This window comes from Actinomycetota bacterium, from assembly GCA_005888325.1.
Lineage (GTDB): Bacteria > Actinomycetota > Acidimicrobiia > Acidimicrobiales > AC-14 > AC-14.
Genome location: VAWU01000039.1, coordinates 1 through 17155 on the forward strand (window position 1 = coordinate 1; position 17155 = coordinate 17155).

General features: G+C 68.3%; 16 protein-coding genes, 1 tRNA gene and 2 pseudogenes. 8 read left to right on the forward strand and 11 right to left on the reverse strand.

The window, feature by feature from the left end; translation table 11 throughout:
* Positions 1 to 277: 277 nt before the first annotated feature.
* The gene (locus E6G06_14395) at positions 278 to 532 is read right to left on the reverse strand and encodes a hypothetical protein (protein TML89487.1); all 255 of its coding nucleotides are present in this window, start codon (positions 530 to 532) and stop codon (positions 278 to 280) included.
* A 144-nt stretch (positions 533 to 676) separates the two neighbouring features.
* Between E6G06_14395 and E6G06_14400 the strand changes: the two genes are divergently transcribed.
* Positions 677 to 1156: an HIT family protein gene (locus E6G06_14400; protein ID TML89488.1), complete on the forward strand. Its 480-nt coding sequence runs from the start codon at positions 677 to 679 to the stop codon at positions 1154 to 1156.
* 70 nt (positions 1157 to 1226) lie between these two features.
* On the opposite strand, the pseudogene E6G06_14405 reads toward E6G06_14400, so the two are convergent.
* Positions 1227 to 2091: pseudogene (locus E6G06_14405) on the reverse strand (hypothetical protein).
* Positions 2092 to 2906: 815 nt separating this feature from the next.
* On the opposite strand from E6G06_14405, the gene E6G06_14410 reads away from it, so the two are divergent.
* The 3 genes and pseudogenes from E6G06_14410 (at position 2907) to E6G06_14420 (ending at position 4261) form a co-directional block, all read left to right on the forward strand.
* Entirely contained in the window at positions 2907 to 3107 is a 201-nt protein-coding gene (locus E6G06_14410; GenBank protein ID TML89489.1) for a helix-turn-helix domain-containing protein, read from the forward strand.
* Positions 3031 to 3495: pseudogene (locus E6G06_14415) on the forward strand (hypothetical protein). Before E6G06_14410 ends, E6G06_14415 begins: the two are co-directional and overlap by 77 nt.
* A gap of 13 nt (positions 3496 to 3508) precedes the next feature.
* Positions 3509 to 4261, forward strand: coding sequence for a site-specific integrase (locus tag E6G06_14420; GenBank protein ID TML89490.1), 753 nt, complete (start codon positions 3509 to 3511; stop codon positions 4259 to 4261).
* 124 nt (positions 4262 to 4385) lie between these two features.
* Here E6G06_14420 and E6G06_14425 read toward each other — a convergent pair.
* Positions 4386 to 4458, reverse strand: a tRNA-Val gene (locus tag E6G06_14425).
* Between the two features lie 161 nt (positions 4459 to 4619).
* A complete protein-coding gene (locus E6G06_14430; GenBank protein TML89491.1) occupies positions 4620 to 4814 on the reverse strand; it encodes a CsbD family protein in 195 nt (64 codons plus the stop codon).
* A 392-nt stretch (positions 4815 to 5206) separates the two neighbouring features.
* Here E6G06_14430 and E6G06_14435 point away from each other — a divergent pair, with 392 nt between their 5' ends.
* Positions 5207 to 7291 carry a hypothetical protein gene (locus tag E6G06_14435; GenBank protein TML89492.1) on the forward strand — a complete coding sequence of 695 codons (2085 nt, stop codon included), beginning with the start codon at positions 5207 to 5209 and terminating at the stop codon, positions 7289 to 7291.
* Positions 7288 to 7476: a hypothetical protein gene (locus E6G06_14440; protein ID TML89493.1), complete on the forward strand. Its 189-nt coding sequence runs from the start codon at positions 7288 to 7290 to the stop codon at positions 7474 to 7476. Before E6G06_14435 ends, E6G06_14440 begins: the two co-directional genes overlap by 4 nt.
* A gap of 156 nt (positions 7477 to 7632) precedes the next feature.
* On the opposite strand, the gene E6G06_14445 is transcribed toward E6G06_14440, so the two are convergent.
* Positions 7633 to 10623: an aldehyde dehydrogenase family protein gene (locus E6G06_14445; GenBank protein ID TML89494.1), complete on the reverse strand. Its 2991-nt coding sequence runs from the start codon at positions 10621 to 10623 to the stop codon at positions 7633 to 7635.
* A 50-nt stretch (positions 10624 to 10673) separates the two neighbouring features.
* Positions 10674 to 11126 carry a pyridoxamine 5'-phosphate oxidase gene (locus E6G06_14450; protein TML89495.1) on the reverse strand — a complete coding sequence of 151 codons (453 nt, stop codon included), beginning with the start codon at positions 11124 to 11126 and terminating at the stop codon, positions 10674 to 10676.
* A 57-nt stretch (positions 11127 to 11183) separates the two neighbouring features.
* Here E6G06_14450 and E6G06_14455 point away from each other — a divergent pair, with 57 nt between their 5' ends.
* A complete protein-coding gene (locus tag E6G06_14455) occupies positions 11184 to 11942 on the forward strand; it encodes a class I SAM-dependent methyltransferase (protein TML89496.1) in 759 nt (252 codons plus the stop codon).
* Here E6G06_14455 and E6G06_14460 read toward each other — a convergent pair.
* From E6G06_14460 to E6G06_14475, 4 genes are all read right to left on the reverse strand, one after another.
* Positions 11939 to 13813 (reverse strand): APC family permease, encoded by a 1875-nt coding sequence (locus tag E6G06_14460; GenBank protein ID TML89497.1) that lies wholly within the window; start codon positions 13811 to 13813, stop codon positions 11939 to 11941. The genes E6G06_14455 and E6G06_14460 overlap by 4 nt on opposite strands.
* An 18-nt stretch (positions 13814 to 13831) precedes the next feature.
* The gene (locus E6G06_14465; protein ID TML89498.1) at positions 13832 to 14272 is read right to left on the reverse strand and encodes a hypothetical protein; all 441 of its coding nucleotides are present in this window, start codon (positions 14270 to 14272) and stop codon (positions 13832 to 13834) included.
* Positions 14273 to 14474: 202 nt separating this feature from the next.
* Positions 14475 to 14837 (reverse strand): hypothetical protein, encoded by a 363-nt coding sequence (locus E6G06_14470; GenBank protein ID TML89499.1) that lies wholly within the window; start codon positions 14835 to 14837, stop codon positions 14475 to 14477.
* A gap of 74 nt (positions 14838 to 14911) precedes the next feature.
* On the reverse strand, positions 14912 to 15721 hold the full coding sequence (locus tag E6G06_14475) for a slipin family protein (protein TML89502.1): 810 nt from the start codon (positions 15719 to 15721) through the stop codon (positions 14912 to 14914).
* An 83-nt stretch (positions 15722 to 15804) separates the two neighbouring features.
* Between E6G06_14475 and E6G06_14480 the strand changes: the two genes are divergently transcribed.
* On the forward strand, positions 15805 to 16761 hold the full coding sequence (locus tag E6G06_14480) for a hypothetical protein (GenBank protein TML89500.1): 957 nt from the start codon (positions 15805 to 15807) through the stop codon (positions 16759 to 16761).
* Here the strand turns inward: E6G06_14480 and E6G06_14485 are convergent.
* On the reverse strand, positions 16758 to 16970 hold the full coding sequence (locus E6G06_14485; GenBank protein TML89503.1) for a WhiB family transcriptional regulator: 213 nt from the start codon (positions 16968 to 16970) through the stop codon (positions 16758 to 16760). The two genes, E6G06_14480 and E6G06_14485, sit on opposite strands and share 4 nt — an antisense overlap.
* Positions 16971 to 17155 lie beyond the last annotated feature (185 nt).

The window sequence follows — 17155 nt, forward strand, 5'->3', positions numbered from 1 at the left end:
GGCCCCTGCAATCAGCAGCGAGGCCGACGAACTGCTTGAGCCCGTCCGGTCGTGGCCGCAACGCACCATGCTCGAGTTCACTCGGCGAAGGGATGCCTCGCCAGCCGAGCTGCCCACCCTCAGTTCGTGAGGACGACGGTGCGAGACACCAAGCCCACACACATTGAGGTCTTCCCAACGTCCGCGACACGCGCCCACGCGCAGGGTTTCGCGATCACCGTTACGCCCAACGGAGCCAAACTCTCATTGACGCGGCCCCGCTCCTTCAGGGATGCCGCTAGGTGTTCAGCTCCAACGCTCGTTGGATGGCGGCTCGGACGACCTGCTCGCAACCATCCACCTGTGCACTCTGCAGGACCGAGTGGACGAAGGCGTTGTCGGGATAGCTCGCCCCCGACCCGATCTTCGCGAGAAACTGGTTGCCCAACACATTGAGGCACTCGTTGACGCACCGAAGCCCTGCGAGCGCCGTATCGGGCGTGTTGCCCGCCTCGACATAGAAGCAACGGCCGGCGACTGCAAGCTCACCCACGAGAAGACCTAGAAATCTCGATCGAGAGCGGGAACCGAGCCGCGCCACGGCGTTCCGAGCCAACTCATCCATCCCCGGAGCTTGCCGCACTCACGCCAGAACTGCCGCTCGGGCGTTCGGTAGCTACCGCGCGAGACTTACGGCGTGACCGACTGCCCAGCGTGCAAGCGGAACCAAGCGGCTGATCGCGGCGAGGATCCTTGGGCAGTCGCCCGTCTTACGACCGGCTACGTGAAGGTGCATGAGATTCGCTACTTCCGCGGCTACACATTCTTCGTCGCCAAGGACTGTGTCGCTGAGCTCCACGAGTTGGAGGTAGACGCTCGCGACGCCCACCTCGCGGAGATGGCCGAGGTGGCTCACGCCGTCGTTGAGGCGTTCCAGCCTCAGAAGCTCAACTACGAAGCTCTGGGCAACTCCGTGCGACACCTGCACTGGCACCTCATACCGCGCCGTTCGGATGATCCGCGGCCTTGGGGCCCGGTCTGGGAGGACCTGGAGTTTCTAAGGGCTGTGTGGACAGGCGCTCCCCGGTATGACGAGTCAGAGCGCGATGAACTCCGCGAGGCGCTATTCCGTGCGCTCCAACGGCGACCTGTGCGAATCGAGCAGTTCTACGTGTGATGGTTCGCGTCGCAGTACGGCGCGCCAGAACTGCCGCTAGGCGCGCACCGTGGATGGAACGCATCGCCTTCTACCCGTCGGCAACCGGACTGGGCGTCGGTTGAAGCCGGTAGTGGAGCCGAATGATCGGGATTGCCCAGAGGTTGAGCGCGTGGTCAGTTCGCAGCACGCCCTCGTCATCGACGTACACCCGGAACTCTTCGGCGACCGGAACCCGTCGGGCCCACGCGCTCTGACCGTCACGGTGAGCGACGATCAAGTACGCCCCGTCGTCACCAAAGTCCGCGAGCGGCGAGGTGAGCCTGAGCGCGCCGCCGTCGTCGACAGTCGGTCGCAGGAATACGGCGACGCTGCCATTCGGTAGCGGGAACATCACCCGGATGCTCGGCCCGCGGGTGAGGGGAAGCTGGGTCGTGCCGTACCAGCCGCTGTACACCGTCTGCCCGTTGGCCCGGAGGGATCGCAACCACGCGGCGCCGAGCTGCACACCGTCACGGTCGAACACCGCCAGCACGCGACTGTCCATCCCGCGGGCTACCTCGAGCGGACGGAGTGGTAGGCCGAGTTGCTGGAGGCGGCGGGCAAACACCGCGGTGAGGGCCCAGCCGAACGGCCAAGCCGCCGGGCACCACTGTGACCACACGTCACGCAACAACCTCTGGGGCGATCTGGGTGGAGTCGAACGCCGCCCCGGCCAGCGCGGCGAGGCGCGTCAATAGACCGCCACCCTCCCGGACGGTCCCACCGATGCGGCGAGCCTCCCGGCCGACCCATTCGTCCGCGATGACGAGCGGATCACCGACCGGACCGTCGAGCCATGGATGATCCGCGAGAACAACACGGCGACCAGTGGCGCGCACCCACGCTTGGGTCGCTCGGTCGATCGGATGGCCACCATCTGGCACGCGTCCATGATGACTTGCGGCTCTGAGCATCGCGCCCGAACTGCGCTATGCGCCGGCCAACTCAGCCGCTCAGTTGTCAACGCAGCGCACTTGAAGCTGAACCCGCCGCCGAATCGATTCGCTTCGGCGGGGAAGTGTGATGCCACAACTGGCGTCGTTGTCAAACACGCGCTTACAGCCTCTCTGTCAAACCCGACCCCGGGCTCCCGTCCACGGCCACATCTCGCGCGCGAGTCGACGCATCGACCCCTTGGTCCTCTGTCTCGCGGTCCATCGACGTCGCTGGCGGACCGCGGCCAAGTCCAGCTCACGTGGGACTCGTTCGCTTCCTCCCTTGGCCACCGCCGTCGAAGACGCGACGCCCACGCGCTCCAGACAACGTCCGGCGCGACGGATTGCAGGGCTCCCGCACGGGCGCTAATGCGCCTGTGCATATCTGTGTAGGTCATTGAGGCGGTTGGTGAGGGGTCGTTGGTGGGGGTGATGCATTGGCGAGTTCGGGTTTGTAGGTGGGCGTTGGGTTCGTTGGGTTCTTTGGGTTGATGGGGTGGGTGCTGGTCGTGGTGGTTGCTGTTGGAGCTCGGGGATGAGACTTCAGCCCGTCAATCAGCGTCGTTGCCGCATGAGACATCGGGATCCCGTGTTGCATCGGCGGCGGCACATGCGCTTACCGCAGAGTCGTGAGGGAGAGCGCTCGCAAGGACGAGCTCACGGCGATCGACGGCGACGGTGCGGCCCGTCTGCCGGGTACAGGCAGCGATGACAACCGACCAGCTGGGACTCGGCGACGCGGCAGACGCGCCGCGTGATGAGACGACTCAGGCGGCACAGCGTCGGGGCCGCGCGTGTTGCTGACCGTCCGGGAGGCCGCACACGCGCTCGGTGTGGGGCGCAGCACCGCGTACGAGCTCATCACCGCCGGCGAGCTCGAGGTCGTCCACATCGGCCGCGCGTGTCGCATCCCGGTCGCTGTCGTCGAGGCATACGTCGAGCGCCTTCGCCTGCCGCGAAACTCGACCGGGGTCGCTGTCCGACCCCACCCCTAGGCTGTGCGCCGTGGTGAGCAAGCGTCGGGGCCGAAGCGAGGGAGCGGTCTACCGGCGCAGAAGCGACCGCCTCTGGCTCGGCGTCGTCGACCTCGGATGCCAGGACGGCAAGCGGATCCGGAAGTACCTGTCGGCGCGTACCCGCGCCGAGGTGGTCGAGAAGCTGCACGCGCTCCAGGCCCGTTGCAACGCTGGGTTGCCCCCGCCGGACAACCGCATCACGGTCGGTGAGTTCCTCGAGCACTGGCTCTCCAACGTCCTGCCTGGCTCCGTGGGATCGGTGAACACGATCGACAACTACACCTGGGCCGCGCGCGGTCACATCATCCCGGCACTTGGCCGAAAGCGACTCCTCAAGCTGACGCCGGCGGAGGTCGCGGAATTCCTGAGGGCGAAGGCGGATGCCGGGATGGCGAAGAACAGCGTCAGCCGTCTGCGGTCGGTGCTGGTCGCCGCTCTTGCTCACGCTGTACTCGAGGGGCTGCTCGGGCGCAACGTCGCCGCGCTCGTCCGGGGCCCAAGAGGCTCGACGCCCCGATGGAAGGTCGCTCACCGTCGACCAAGCGCACGCATTCCTCACGGCGGCGAAGGGCGACCGCCTGGAGGCCGCCTACGTAACCATGCTGATGCTCGGGCTCCGCCCCGGCGAGGTGCTCGGTCTCACGTGGTCGGACCTCGACCTGAAGTGCCGACGGCTCCAAGTGAGCCGCTCCCTCAAGCGCGAGCGGGGCGAGCTGCGCCTCGGCGAGCCGAAGACCAAGCGCTCCCGCCGAGCGCTCGTGCTCCCCGCTCCCGTTGTGAAGTCGCTTCGGGCCCACCGTCGTCGACAGGTGCAGGAACGCATCGCCGCCGGGCCCGAGTGGCGGGACCTCGACCTTGTGTTCGCGTCGACCGTCGGCACGCTGATCGACCCGAGTAACAGACGGAACCTCTCGACCGTGACGATGTGCGCGGGTCTCGGACACTGGCATCCACACGAGCTCCGCCACAGCGCGGCGTCGTTGCTGTCGGCTTGCGGTGTGCGTCTGGAGGAGATCGCGGACGTCCTCGGCCACTCGTCGACGCGCATGACCGGCGATGTCTACCGGCATGCAGTCGTGCCCGCGGTCGCGGCCGGCGCGCGGCCGATGGAGCAGCTCTTCGACACCGATTGAGGCCGTCAACGTCCGCCGGCATCCGCGCCGAATGGCTGAAGTTAGGCTGAAATCCAGGGCCTTGGGGTCATGCCGCGAAGGTCACTCGTCATCGCGTACCCGCCCTGACCAGCGCCTCCGGGAGTGGGCCGTGAGGGACTCGAACCCCCGACCCCTTGCGCGTCATGCAAGTGCGCTACCAACTGCGCCAACGGCCCGTGGGGACGAACACTAGACGGCCTCTGAGGTGGGGTCGAACCTAACGGCCGTGGCACACGAGGGAGCGCCGGAGCGTGACCAGTGATCACTCGCCTGATCGGGGAACGACAACAGCCGCCCGACACTGGGCGGCTGTTGTGTGGGTGAACCTGTGTGCGGGTCAGTCCTTGTGCAGCTTGTCCTTCACCTTGTCGACAGCGTCTTCCGCTGTCTCCTTCAGGTTGCCGAGCTTGTCCTTGACGTTGCCCGCAGCCTGATCCGTCTTGCCCTCACGCTTCATGTCCTTGTTGTCCGTCAGGTCACCTGCGGCTTCCTTGACCTTGCCCTTCGCGTTGTCGAACGTGCCTTCGCCCATCAGAGACTCCTTATCGGGGGGTAAAGCGAGGAGTACCCGCTGAGCCGATGACTCAACCTCGACCTCGTGGGGTAGATGCCTCACGCCGAAGGGAGGCACCATGTACATCGGACTCGGAACTTTGCTGCTCATCCTCTTGATCGTCTTCGCCGTTTGGTTTGTGCGAGGACGAGCCGTCTAGTAATCGGCATGCGACTCTGAAGCAGGCGGACTTCCCGCCGTCTCGCAAGGGCTCGCTCCCCACTGGTCTGCGAGGGCGTTGACAAGCCTCAGGCCCGGCCTGCCTCGCTCTCGGCTTCAGTGTGTTGAGTATCCGCATCGGGTCACCAATCGCGCGTGACCCGTCTCCCCTGCCGTAGAGGCGTCGGAACGCCCGTATAGCCTCGGCGCCCATGGTCGGCCCCGGCACGCCTCGTCCGCCGCGGGCTTTCACGCGTGCGTGGCTCGTCGGCGGGGGCCTGGCGACGCTGCTGTTCACCTGGTTGCTCGCCGCGGGCAAGTGGTCGCTCATGACCGCGGAGACGCAGGCCAACTTCTACGACGTGCAGGCCCGAAGCCTGCTGCATCTTCATTGGGACGTGCCCCTCGAGGTGCTCAACATCGAGGCCTTCGTGATCCACGGCAAGGCGTTCATGTACTTCGGCCCGTTTCCTGCCCTGCTTCGTCTACCGATCGTCGCCGCCACCGACCGCTTCGACGGCCGCCTCACCCAACTGTCGATGCTGATCGCCTTCGTCGTGGCGCTCGCCGCGCTGCGGACGCTCGCCTGGCGGGCGCGCTGGCTGACAGTCGGCGACCGGCCGGTGGGTCGCGGCGAGGCCTGGGCGACGGGCGCGCTCGCGGGCGTCCTCGGCGGAGGCTCGGTGCTCCTGTTCCTCGCCAACCGACCCTACGTCTACGACGAGGCGATCATGTGGGGGATCGCGCTGGCGCTGGCGGCCTACGACCAGCTCATCGCGTACGTGCTCGCTCCGACTCGGCGGCGACTGGTGCTCGTGACCCTCCTCGTCGCGGGCGCGTTCCTGACGCGCGGTTCGATCGGGCTCGGTCCCGTGGTCGCACTGATGCTCGTCGCGGTGATGAGCGCGGGAGGGGCCCTCCGAGCGCGGGATCGTGCAGGTCTCCCCGGGGTGGCCGCCCTGGGCGCGGCCGCGCTCGTGCCCATCATCCTCTACTCCTACGTGAACTACGCCAAGTTCGGCACGCTGTTGTCCATACCGACCGACAAGCAGTTCCAGGTCACGGTCGACCCGCACCGTCGCGAGGTGCTGCGCGCCAACGGCGGCAAGCTCTTCCGCCTCGCCTTCGTGCCAACGACGCTCCTGCAGTACGCCCGACCCGACGCCCTCGACGTCCACCGGCTGTTGCCGTGGATCTCCTTTCCGTCGCATCGGGCCAGGGTCATCGGCGACGCGCGCTTCGACACGCTCGACCGGGCGTCCAGCGTTCCCGCGAGCATGCCCGCGGTGGCGCTGCTCGCCGCGGTCGGCATCGTGACGGTCGTCCGGCCGCGACGCGGACGACGCCTTGCCGTCTTCCGAGGCCCCATGCTCGGCGCCGCGACGGGCGGCTTCCTGATGCTCACGATCGCGTATGTCGCCCATCGCTACCTCGGCGATGTCTTTCCCTTCTTGGCGCTCGCGGCGGTGGTGGGACTTCCCGTCCTCGTCATGTGGATGGGCGACCGCTCGCGCCGAACTCGTCAGGCGGGTGCCGCCGTGCTCGGAGCGCTGGTCATCGCCTCGGTCTGCATCAACGTCGCGCTCGGGGTCTGGGCGCAGCGTGCGTTCAGCGGCAACGACCGCCTCGTCGGCCCGTTCGTGCGCCTGCAACGAGAGGTCGACGGGCGCTGGTTCGGCGGCAGCACGGGCGGTATCACTCGCGGCGAGCTCGGGAGCCCCGCGAGCGAAGGCACCATCCGCGTCGTCGGGAACTGCGACGGCACCTACTGGTCCGACGGCGCACGGTGGTACGCGGTCGAACGCACCAACCGCACCGGCTACTACCGCCTGCGAGTGCGGTTCCCGAAGCGCCGAGCCGGGACCGTCGAGCCCTTGGCCACGAGCGGTCCACCCAACGTGCGGAGCATCCTGGCCGTCGAGTATCGCGGCGGCGACCGCGTGCGGTTCGCCTACGGATCGGTACGCGCGACCCTGAGGTGGTATCGAGGGCCGACCGTCCGCGTCGACCTCCACCGCGCACATCTCGTCGAGCTGCTCCTCGACCCCCGCGCGCACCAGGCACGGATCGTCGTCGACGGCCACGACGTGCTCGAGCCGTTCTACGTGGTGGCGGGGGACGAGCCGCTGACGCTGGGGCGAGCAAGGCCCGAGGATCCCGTCGAGGCTCGTTTCAGTGGGTCGCTCACCAACCTCCCCGCCGGCAAACCCTTCTGCCGAGGCCTGGCCCGCCGGGGCCAACTTCCCAACGCCGTTGGTCAAGCGATGCCTGCCGTCTACCCTGCTGTACGACCGTGAACGAGCTCGCGTTCAAGAAGGGCCCGGCGTGGCTGCTGCTGGGCATGGCCGTCGTCGCGGTTGTCCTCTACACCGTCGGCATCGTCATCGGGAGCCCGCTCCTCATCCTCATCGGCACGGTCGTGACCACCGCGCTCTACTTCGTCGTTCGCTCCCGAGCGAAGCGTCAGGCGTCGCAGAACTGACCTTCAGAGGCGTCCGGCACGTGCCGACGCGTAGAGACATGAGGATGTTGCGACCCGCGCCGACCCGGCGCCGCCCGGCCCGCAGGTACCGATGGCCGTCGCTCCAATGGGACGGCCCCTGTGAGCTTCGATGGCACGGCGCCAAACCTGCGCGCGCTACTCGTCCGGCGGCGCGAAACCCTGACGAAGCGTGTTCTCGGTGACGACGCGTGGTTCGACGAACTGCATGAGGTAGTCGGCCCCGCCCGCCTTGGAACCCACTCCCGAAAGGCCGTAGCCGCCGAAGGGCTGTCGACCCACGACCGCACCGACCGTCGTGCGGTTGACGTAGACGTTGCCGCCTCGCAGCTCCGCGGACGCGAAGCGGATGTTGGCGGGCGAGCGCGAGAACACACCGGCCGTCAGCGCGTAGTCGGTGTCGTTGGCCAACGCGACCGCGGCTTCGAAGCTCTCGGCGCGCATCACCACGAGCACCGGTCCGAAGATCTCCTCCCTGGCCAGGCGCGACTGCGCCTGCACGTCGGTCACGATCGTGGGTCCCACGAAGAATCCCTCGTCGGGCACGTCGTCGCGTGCAAGCACAACCGTCCCCTCGGACGGTGCCGCCTCGACGTACGCCGACACCCGCTTGTGCGCGTCGGCGTCGATGAGCGGGCCCACCTGCGTTCCCATGTGCCGGGGATGACCGATGCGCAGCACGCGGGTGGCTCCGATCAGCCGGTCGACGAGCTCGTCGTGCACCGCGTCGACCACGATCAGTCGCGCGCACGCCGAACACTTCTGTCCGGAGTACCCGAACGCGGAATACACCGCCGCGGGCACAGCCTGGTCGAGGTCCGCGTCGGCGTCGACGACCAGCGCGTTCTTGCCGCCCATCTCTGCGACCACTCGCTTCACGTGACGCTGACCCGGTCGGTGGACCGCGGCCCGCTCGACGATGTCGAGCCCGACCGCGAGCGACCCGGTGAACGTCACGAACGCCACGTCGGGGTGCTCGACCAGATGCGCTCCCACCTCCTCGCCGACACCCGGAAGCAGCGCAAGACATCCCGGCGGTAGCCCTCCGGCCATCAGCGCCTCGTAGAGCGCGTGGCCCACAAGCGGGGTCTGCTCGGCGGGCTTGAAGCAGACCGTGTTGCCCGTCACCAGCGCGGCGGTGACCATTCCCGTCGGGATCGCGAGCGGGAAGTTCCAGGGCGCGATGACGACCCCGACGCCGCGCGGCCGATAGTGCAGCGAGTTCGCCTCGCCCGGCGGCGACTGCACGACTCCGCCCTCGGACAGGCGGACCGCCTCTCGTCCGTAGTACGCGCAGAAGTCGATGGCCTCACAGACATCGGCATCGGCCTCCTTCCACGGCTTGCCCGCTTCGAACACCTCGAGCGCGGCCAGGTCGTGCCGGCGGGCGCGCATCCACTGGGCCGCGCGGAAGAGCACGCCGACACGCGCCTGGGCGGGGGTACGGCTCCAGCTCGCCCACGACCGCTGCGCCACCGCGATCGCCTCGTCGGCCTCGTGCGCCCCGCACGACGCCGACCGCGCCACCTGCACCGAGGGTGCGGCGGGGTCGACCGACGTGATGGACGACGCCGTCGTCACCGGCCGTCCGTCGATCATCGCCGGCACCTCGCGTCCGAACGCGTCGCCGGCGCTCGCGACCGCGGACGCGAAGGCCGACCGCACACGCGTGCGACGCCATTCGGCCGGTGGCTCGGGCTCGAAGGGTGCGGGGTCGCGCTCGTCGGTCGGTGACCGCGTCGTCGCGTCGCCGAGCTCGGGCAGCGATGCGACCGAGGGCGGCGCGAGCAGCTCGTCGAGATCGCGTCCCTCGACGAAGCGCCGGCGCACGAAGCTCTCGTTCGACGTGTTCTCGAGCAGTCGCCTCACCAGATAGGCCATTCCCGGCACCAGCTCACCGACCGGTGCGTAGACCCGGAGGCGCAGGCCGATCCGCCGGATCGCCGAATGGATGGGCTCGGCCATGCCGTACAGCATCTGGATCTCGTAGCCGGTGTCGGGGATCCCCCTCCGGCGTGCCTCGGTGACGGCGTACGCGATCGAGCGCAGGTTGTGGCTTCCGAAGGCGGCGCGCACCGCGTCGTGATGGTCGTGGAGGAGGCGTACACACCGCTCGAAGTTGGCGTCGGTCTCGGCCTTGTGCTCGTAGACCGGGACGGGCCAACCCTCGGCCCGGCTCATCACCGTCTCGGTGTCCCAATACGCGCCCTTCACCAGCCGCACGGTGATCGGACAGCGACGCCCGCGCGACCACTCGATCAGGTCGGCGAGATCGCGGTACGAATCCTTCAGGTAGGTCTGCAGGACGACGCCGGCCTCCATACCCGCGAACTCGGGCTCGTCGAGCAGCTCCCGGAAGAGCTGCAGGCTCAGGCCCTTGACGTCGTAGTGCTCCATGTCGAGATAGACGAACGCGCTCTGCGGGCCGGCTACCCCGCTCTCGCGCGCGCGCCGCAGGATCGGGCGAAGGCGTTCCTTGGCCTGGGTCAACCCGTCGTCACGCGTGAGCGGAGAGAACGAGGGCGCCAGCGCCGTGGGTTTGACACTCACGTTGACCCGAGGCAGCGGCCCGAGGTCGTCGCGCTCGAGATGATCGTCGGGCGCCCAGCGCGGTGTCGCCTCGAGCAGGACCGCGAGCAACGCATCGACGCGCGCGGCGTAGCGGTCGGCCTCGCTGACGGTGACCGTCTTCTCGCCGAGCAGATCGACCGTGAACGCGCTCCCGGCACGCCAGAGCCGCTGCAGGCCCTCGACCGCGGACGAAGCGTCGGTGCCCACGATGAACTGCTCCGCCATGCGGGCGATGTTGTGACGGGCCACCGACGCGGCGGCGGCCTTGCCGAAGGGCACGTGCTCGGCCAACCCCAGGCCCAGGTCGAGCATCCTGGGGACCTCGCCGGTCTCGAAGTACTCGTCGAGATGGCGCAGGACGTCGGCATCGCTCGTCGTGGCAGGGAAGACGTCGACGAAGCGGAAGAGCTGCGTCTTGAAGGACGGATGCGACATCGCCCACTCGAGCATCCGTTCGCTCCACCACGATGCCTGGACGATCCTCGCGCGCTCCCCCACGCCGAGCTCGGCGATGCGGCGAGCCAGGGCGGTGACGTCGTCGTCGGGAGGGGACGGCACGACTCCAGGGTAAGGCCGCAGGCCGGTGACGGCCGGGCCCGACTCGTGCCTTAGTACCGCTGCAGCCTCTCGAGCCCACGGTCGGGATGCCACGACTCGATCACGAGGTGATCGCCCGGGGTGCCGAGCGTCGTAAGGACGACCTCGGTGATGTCGACCCGGTACCGGTGCGATCCGTCCGTACGATCGTTGTCGATGATCTCGACGGCTCGTCCCGCGATCTTCGCCTCGCCCGCCCACGAGCTCCCGTCCTCCGCGGGATCGACGGAGGGGCTGTGCAGGGCGAGCCGGTCGTCTCTCGAGAGGTCGACGACCTTGCGGGCTCCGGCCATCATGCCCAGCACGAGGTCCTCGGCATGGAACTCGACCTCGGTCCCGCTGATCCTGGGCGAGCCGTCGCGGCGCAGGGTAGCCATCGTCATGTGCTTCTGACGCTGGAACAACCGCTGCACGCGTTGCGCGAGCTCAGGCTGGTCGGCCGCGAAGTCCACCCATCTCGGCATGAGGCCACCTTGCCACCGATCCCGACACCATGGCCGACGGGGCCCAGGCGTCAGGCGATGATGGGTGCCGTGTCGACCTCTGACCCGTACTACCGCCGGGATCTGGCGCTGGTGCACCACCTCGGCTACGGCTTCCATGCCGACCGCTGCGCCCGCGGGATCCTCGAGCTGCTGGAACCTGTGCGCGCGACGGGCGGCCTCGTGGTCGAGCTCGGGTGCGGCAGCGGTCTGCTCACGCGCCACCTCCTCGACGCGGGTCACCGGGTGATCGCCACGGACGCCTCGCCGGCGATGCTCGAGCTCGCTCGAGACGTCGCCCGGGGTACGGAGGACGTTCGCCAACTGGTACTGCCGGACGACCCGATCTCCGAGTGCGACGCCATCGTCTCGGTCGGACACGTGCTCAGCTACCTGCCGGACGAAGCGTCGATCGATCGAGCGCTCGTGGCGGTCGCGGTTGCACTGCGACCCGGCGGCGTCTTCGCGATCGATCTGTGCGACCTTCGCTGGGGGGAGGTCTTTCGGGACGCACCGAACCAAGGGCGCGCGGGCGACACCTGGGCGATCATCTCGCAGTTCAGCGTCCCGCGGCCGAACTTGTTCGTGCGAGACATGGTCACCTTCGTTCGCGTGGCGGACGGGACGTGGCGCCGTGACGAGGAGCGTCACGAGAACCTGCTCGTCGACACGAGTCGTGTGCCTATGCTGCTCGCGGAGCACGGCCTCGAGGCGCACGTCTCGCGGTCGTTCGGCGAGGAGGAGCTTCCCGAGGGTCTGGTGACGATCCTGGGGCGTCGTCCCGGCTCGCCAAGCTAGGGGCGGGTTTGCCCGTCGACGGGCCGGACGTGATACGGGACCGAGATCACGACGGTGTTCTCACGGAAGAGCAGCTTTCCCTTCAGGAACAGCGCGCTCTGGTTGTGCAGCAGGTGCTCATACCACTTGTTGACCACGAACTCGGGAATGACGACCGTGACCGTGTCGTTGTCCCACCGGTCGTCGAGCTCGTCGATGTAATGCTCGACCGGCCCCACCAGCTCACGGTAGGGCGAGTAGATGATCTCGAGGGGCACCGTGATGCCGAAGGCCTTCCACTGATCCTCGATCGCCACCCGGTCCTCGTCCTCGAAGCAGACGTAGACAGCCACGAGGTGCTGCGGTCGAATCGAACGCGCGTAGTCGAGCGCCTTCAACACTCCGCCGTGGATGCGCCCGACGAGCACGACCACGGTGTGGTTGACGGCCGCGGGCCGCGTCTGCTCGGGCGAGAGGTCGAGCATGGCCCCGACACCGTCGTAATGGCGCCTGATCGCGACGAACAACATGATGATCGCGGGCACCACCACGATGGGCAGCCATGCGCCGACGGTGAACTTCGTGACGGCCACGATCAGCAGGACGACGAACGTGGCCCCCGACCCGACGGCGCTGATCACCATGCCCCGCCGCCAGCCCCTGTGCTTGAGACTGCGATGGCGCACGACCATCGCGAGCTGGCTGAGCGTGAACGAGGTGAAGACCCCCACCGCATACAGCGGGATGAGGGCGTTCGTGATCCCGCCGAAGGCGACGAGCAGTGCGCCCGCGGCGACGGCGAGGAACACGACGCCGTTGGAGAACACGAGCCGATCGCCTCGATTGGCGAACTGACGAGGGAGGAAGCCGTCGCGGGCGATGATCGAGGAGAGGCGAGGGAAGTCGGCGTAGGCCGTGTTGGCCGCGAGCGTCAGGATGGCGGCCGTGGCGATCTGCAGGACCACGTAGACGGGACCGTCGCCGAAGACGGCCCGTCCCATCTGTGAGATCACCGTCTCCTGGCGGCTCGGATACGGATGGAGATGGTGGGCGAGGATCGAGATCCCGAAGAACAGACTGCCGAGGAGAGCGCCCATCATCAGGATGGTCGCCGCCGCGTTCTTGGCCTCGGGCTTGCGAAAGGCGGGGACGCCGTCGGCGATCGCCTCGATACCAGTGAGCGCGACCGCGCCCGACGAGAACCCGCGCAGGAGGATGAAGAGGCCGAGCGATCCGCCGACCTGATTGATCCCCTCGAACTTCTTCGGGTTGAAGGGCACCGGCTCGATGTCGCCGAAGTACGTGCGGTAGAGGCCGTAGAGCACCAGCGAGCCGATGGTCGCGATGTAGAGATAGGTGGGCACCGCGAAGACCGTGCCCGACTCCTTCAACCCGCGCAGGTTGGCCAGCGTGATCAATGCGATGAGGCCGAGCCCCAGCAGCACGCGTGAGTTCTCCAGCCCGTGGAACGCGGGCAGGGAGACGATGGCCGCCACGCCGGCCGAGATCGACACCGCCACGGTGAGGATGTAGTCGACGAGCAACGACGCGCCTGCCACCAGCGACGGGTAGCGGCCCAGGTTGTCGCGACTGACCAGATAGGACCCGCCGCCGCCCGGATAGGCGAAGATCGTCTGGCGATACGACGTGACCACGAGCGCGACGAGAATCGCAACGACGATCGAGATGGGTACCAGCCGGGAGAGCCCGAGTGCGAGGCTCGAGCCCCCGACCGCGGTGACGAACAGGATCTCTTCGGTGGCGTACGCCGTCGAGGACAGCGCGTCCGACGCGAACACCGGCAGCGCGATGAGCTTGGGGAGGCGGTGCCGTTCCTGGTCGAGGGTCGCGATCGGGCGCCCGACGAACGTGCGTTTGAGAAAGGTGTACACGAGGGCGCGCCCCTCGACTCAGCGGGCGAGGAGCTCTGATCGCCCCCAGGTGGGACGCAGCCGGGACTCGACCGCGGTCGGGATCTGCACGCGCCAGCCGGCGCGTACGAGCTCGTCGCGCGTGTAGCGGACCTCGCCACCCTCGCCATCCGCCAACCGCACGATCCAGGCGGAGCCCTGGTCGAGCACTGCCTCGAACACCGTGGTGGCCCGTTGGTCGACCTCACCGAGTTGCAACCACCCGTGCCGATCCGCTCCCGTGATCTCCACGTCGAACGCATACGGCGTCGGGTTCACCACCGTGATCCGGTTGACGAAGGTCGGGCCTGCGAGGAGTCGGGTCGCGCCGATGAGGCAGGTGAGCGTGGCCAGCGCGGCGACGAGCCACAACCACCGGAGCGGGCCGACTCTCGGAAGATCGCGCCTGGGAGCCGTGCGGTCAGTGGTGCTCGGGCTCACGGAACGAGCTCATCGCTCGGTGATGGACGACTCGTGGCTCGAGGCGTGGCCGCCACTGCCTGATGCCGCGGTGCGCCACGGCTGACGGCGACCGCGCGCCGACGACGTTGATGCACGAAGGAACCTCCCGCTGAAGGCCGCGAGGGCCGAAGATGACCTGGTCAGTCGAACGAGGCACGCGCCTGAGCGCGACCCACGACGATCAGGAGAGCGGGGGTCCCCTGGGCGCGAGCGACCACGCCGAGCTCGGGCAGGCTCGCAACGTCCGCCGTTCGAATCGGAGCAGACTCCACCGGTGCAAGAGCGCACACACCACGACCAGGGCGACGAGAGGCATGGCGCCGCCGCGTGGAGGGGGCCGATGGAGCGAGCCCGCGCGTCGCGAGTTGGGGGATGCCTCCAGCCCGATCGGCTGCAGCCCGACCGCCACGTAGCCCGGGTCGAGCAGGTGTTGCCCGGGTCCGGTGCGGCTTGTCAGCTCTCCCAGCTGCGACCCCCCCGCCACCGCGACAAGGGTCAGCGCCACGACGGCGAACGCGATCGGAAGCCGTTTCCGGGAGCTCATCCGGGGCCAGCCTAAGCGGCCACGCACGCCCCGGCACTCTGGCGGCCGATCCGCGATCTGAAGCTCAGCTATCCCTACGGTGCGCCGGGAGTCTCGCGAACGGACGACGCGGGCAGCAACGTCGCCGCGGCGGCCTCCTTGGCCAGAAATGCGCCCAGCTCCTGGATGGTGCTCATGAGCGGCGCGGGGAAGACCACCGTCGTGTTCTTGTCGACGCCGATCTCGACCAGGCTCTGCAGGTTGCGGAGCTGCAACGCGAGCGGGTGGGCCATCATCGTGTCGGACGCCTCGCCGAGCGCGGCGGCGGCCAACGACTCGCCTTCCGCCGCGATGATCTTCGCCCGCTTCTCGCGCTCCGCTTCGGCCTGGCGGGCCATCGCCCGTTTCATGCTGTCGGGGAGTTGGATGTCCTTCAGCTCGACCAGGGTGACCACCACGCCCCACTCCTCGGTCGCCACGTCGAGGATCTCGCGGATGCTGACATTGATGCGGTCGGTCTCCGCAAGCGTCTCGTCCAGCGTGTGCTGGCCGACCACCTTGCGCAGTGTGGTCTGCGCGATCTGGTTGATGGCGGTGGCCACGTTCTCGATCGCGACCACCGACTTCGTCGCGTCGACCACCCGGTAGTAGGCAACGGCGGAGACGTCGACGCTCACGTTGTCCCGCGTGATGATGCCCTGGGACTGAATCGGCATCGTGACGATGCGCAGCGACACCCGGCGCAGCACGTCGACCACCGGCACGATGAACGTCAGGCCGGGCTTCCTGACCCCCACGACCCGTCCCAGCCTGAACAGCACCCCCTCCTCGTACTGCTTCACGATGCGGAGCGACAGCATGAGGGCGATCAGGGCCAGCACGACGAGGACCACGAACACTGTGATCAGTACGGCCATTTCCGGACTCCCTTGGTCTTGGTGGACGCAACGCTAGAGGCCCCGCGACGGACAGCATTAGCGTCACGCGGATGACGATGCCCCGTGACGTGGTCGTCGTGCTGCTCGACAGCCTCAACCGCCACCTCGTCGGTTGCTACGGCGGCACCGAGCTCGACACACCCAACCTCGACCGGTTGGCGAGCCGCTCGGTGCGCTTCACCAATCACCAGGCCGGCTCGCTCCCGTGCATCCCGGCCCGCCACGACCTGCTCGTGGGCGCGCTCGACTTCCCGTGGAAGCCATGGGGCTCGATCGAGGTGTGGGAGGACGCGGTCACCCACCTGCTGCGAAGCGACGCGGGCATCTCCACCATGCTCGTCACCGACCATCCCCACCTGTTCGAGGCCGGCGGGGAGAACTACCACAACGACTTCGCGGCGTGGGACTACGTGCGCGGCCACGAGGACGATCCGTGGCGCACCCGCCCCGACCCGTCGTGGATCGGGGCGCCGGCCCTGCCCGCCCAGGCCGCGCCGTTTCGGCGGGGATACGACCTCAGCCGCACCTGGTTCCGCGACGAGGCGGACTTCCCCGGCCCAAAGACGATGACCGCGGCCGCCGGTTGGCTCGATCAGGAGCTGGCGGCGACGCGTGGCCCCGATGAACGGGCCTTGCTGCTCGTGGACGAGTTCGATCCCCACGAGTTACTTGAATCTGAACGCATGAGGTTCCCCCTAACCGAACGTCTGTTCGCTAGGCTGCCGGCGTGGTACCTCACGAGCTCGAGAACCTGCGGCGCAGCCTCGCCATGCTCAACCCCGGCGCGACTGCTTCACTCTCGCGCGAGGAGGCAATGCGACTCATTACCGAGGTGGTCGACCTCCAGGCCCGCCTCGAGCGGCTACACGCCGGGCTGCGCGCGCTGGTGGACGAGGCCGAGCACCGGTAGCGACACGCAGGTATCTGACGACTGTCGCCCCCGAGGGCTGGGTGTTGGATCGCGTCCTTTCCCTCGTCACCGGGGGCGGCGTCGCGTTCCCGGTTAGCTCGCCCGACGCAGCCGCCTCAGCGCCGTCCGCTCCCGCGTGGACAGACCGCCCCACACCCCGTGCCGCTCGTCGTGCTCGAGCGCGAACGCGAGGCATACGTCCCGAACGAGGCACCGCGCGCACACGGCCTTGGCCGGCTCACTCGACTCGCCGAGCGCAGGGAAGAACGACACCTCCGGGTGCTCGCGGCACAGGCCGTCGCGCATCCACCTCGGGCGCCGGCCGAAGAGCTCGAGCGCATCGCTGGCCGTACGCGCCTCGGTTCGGCCGAGTCCCTCGCCGTAGATCGCCACGTCAGCCCATGAGGTAGAAGAACAGCAAGAAGGCCACCGCCGCGATGAATACCGCCGCGACGATGACGATTTGCCTGCGGGTGTGCGAGTGGGAGAGG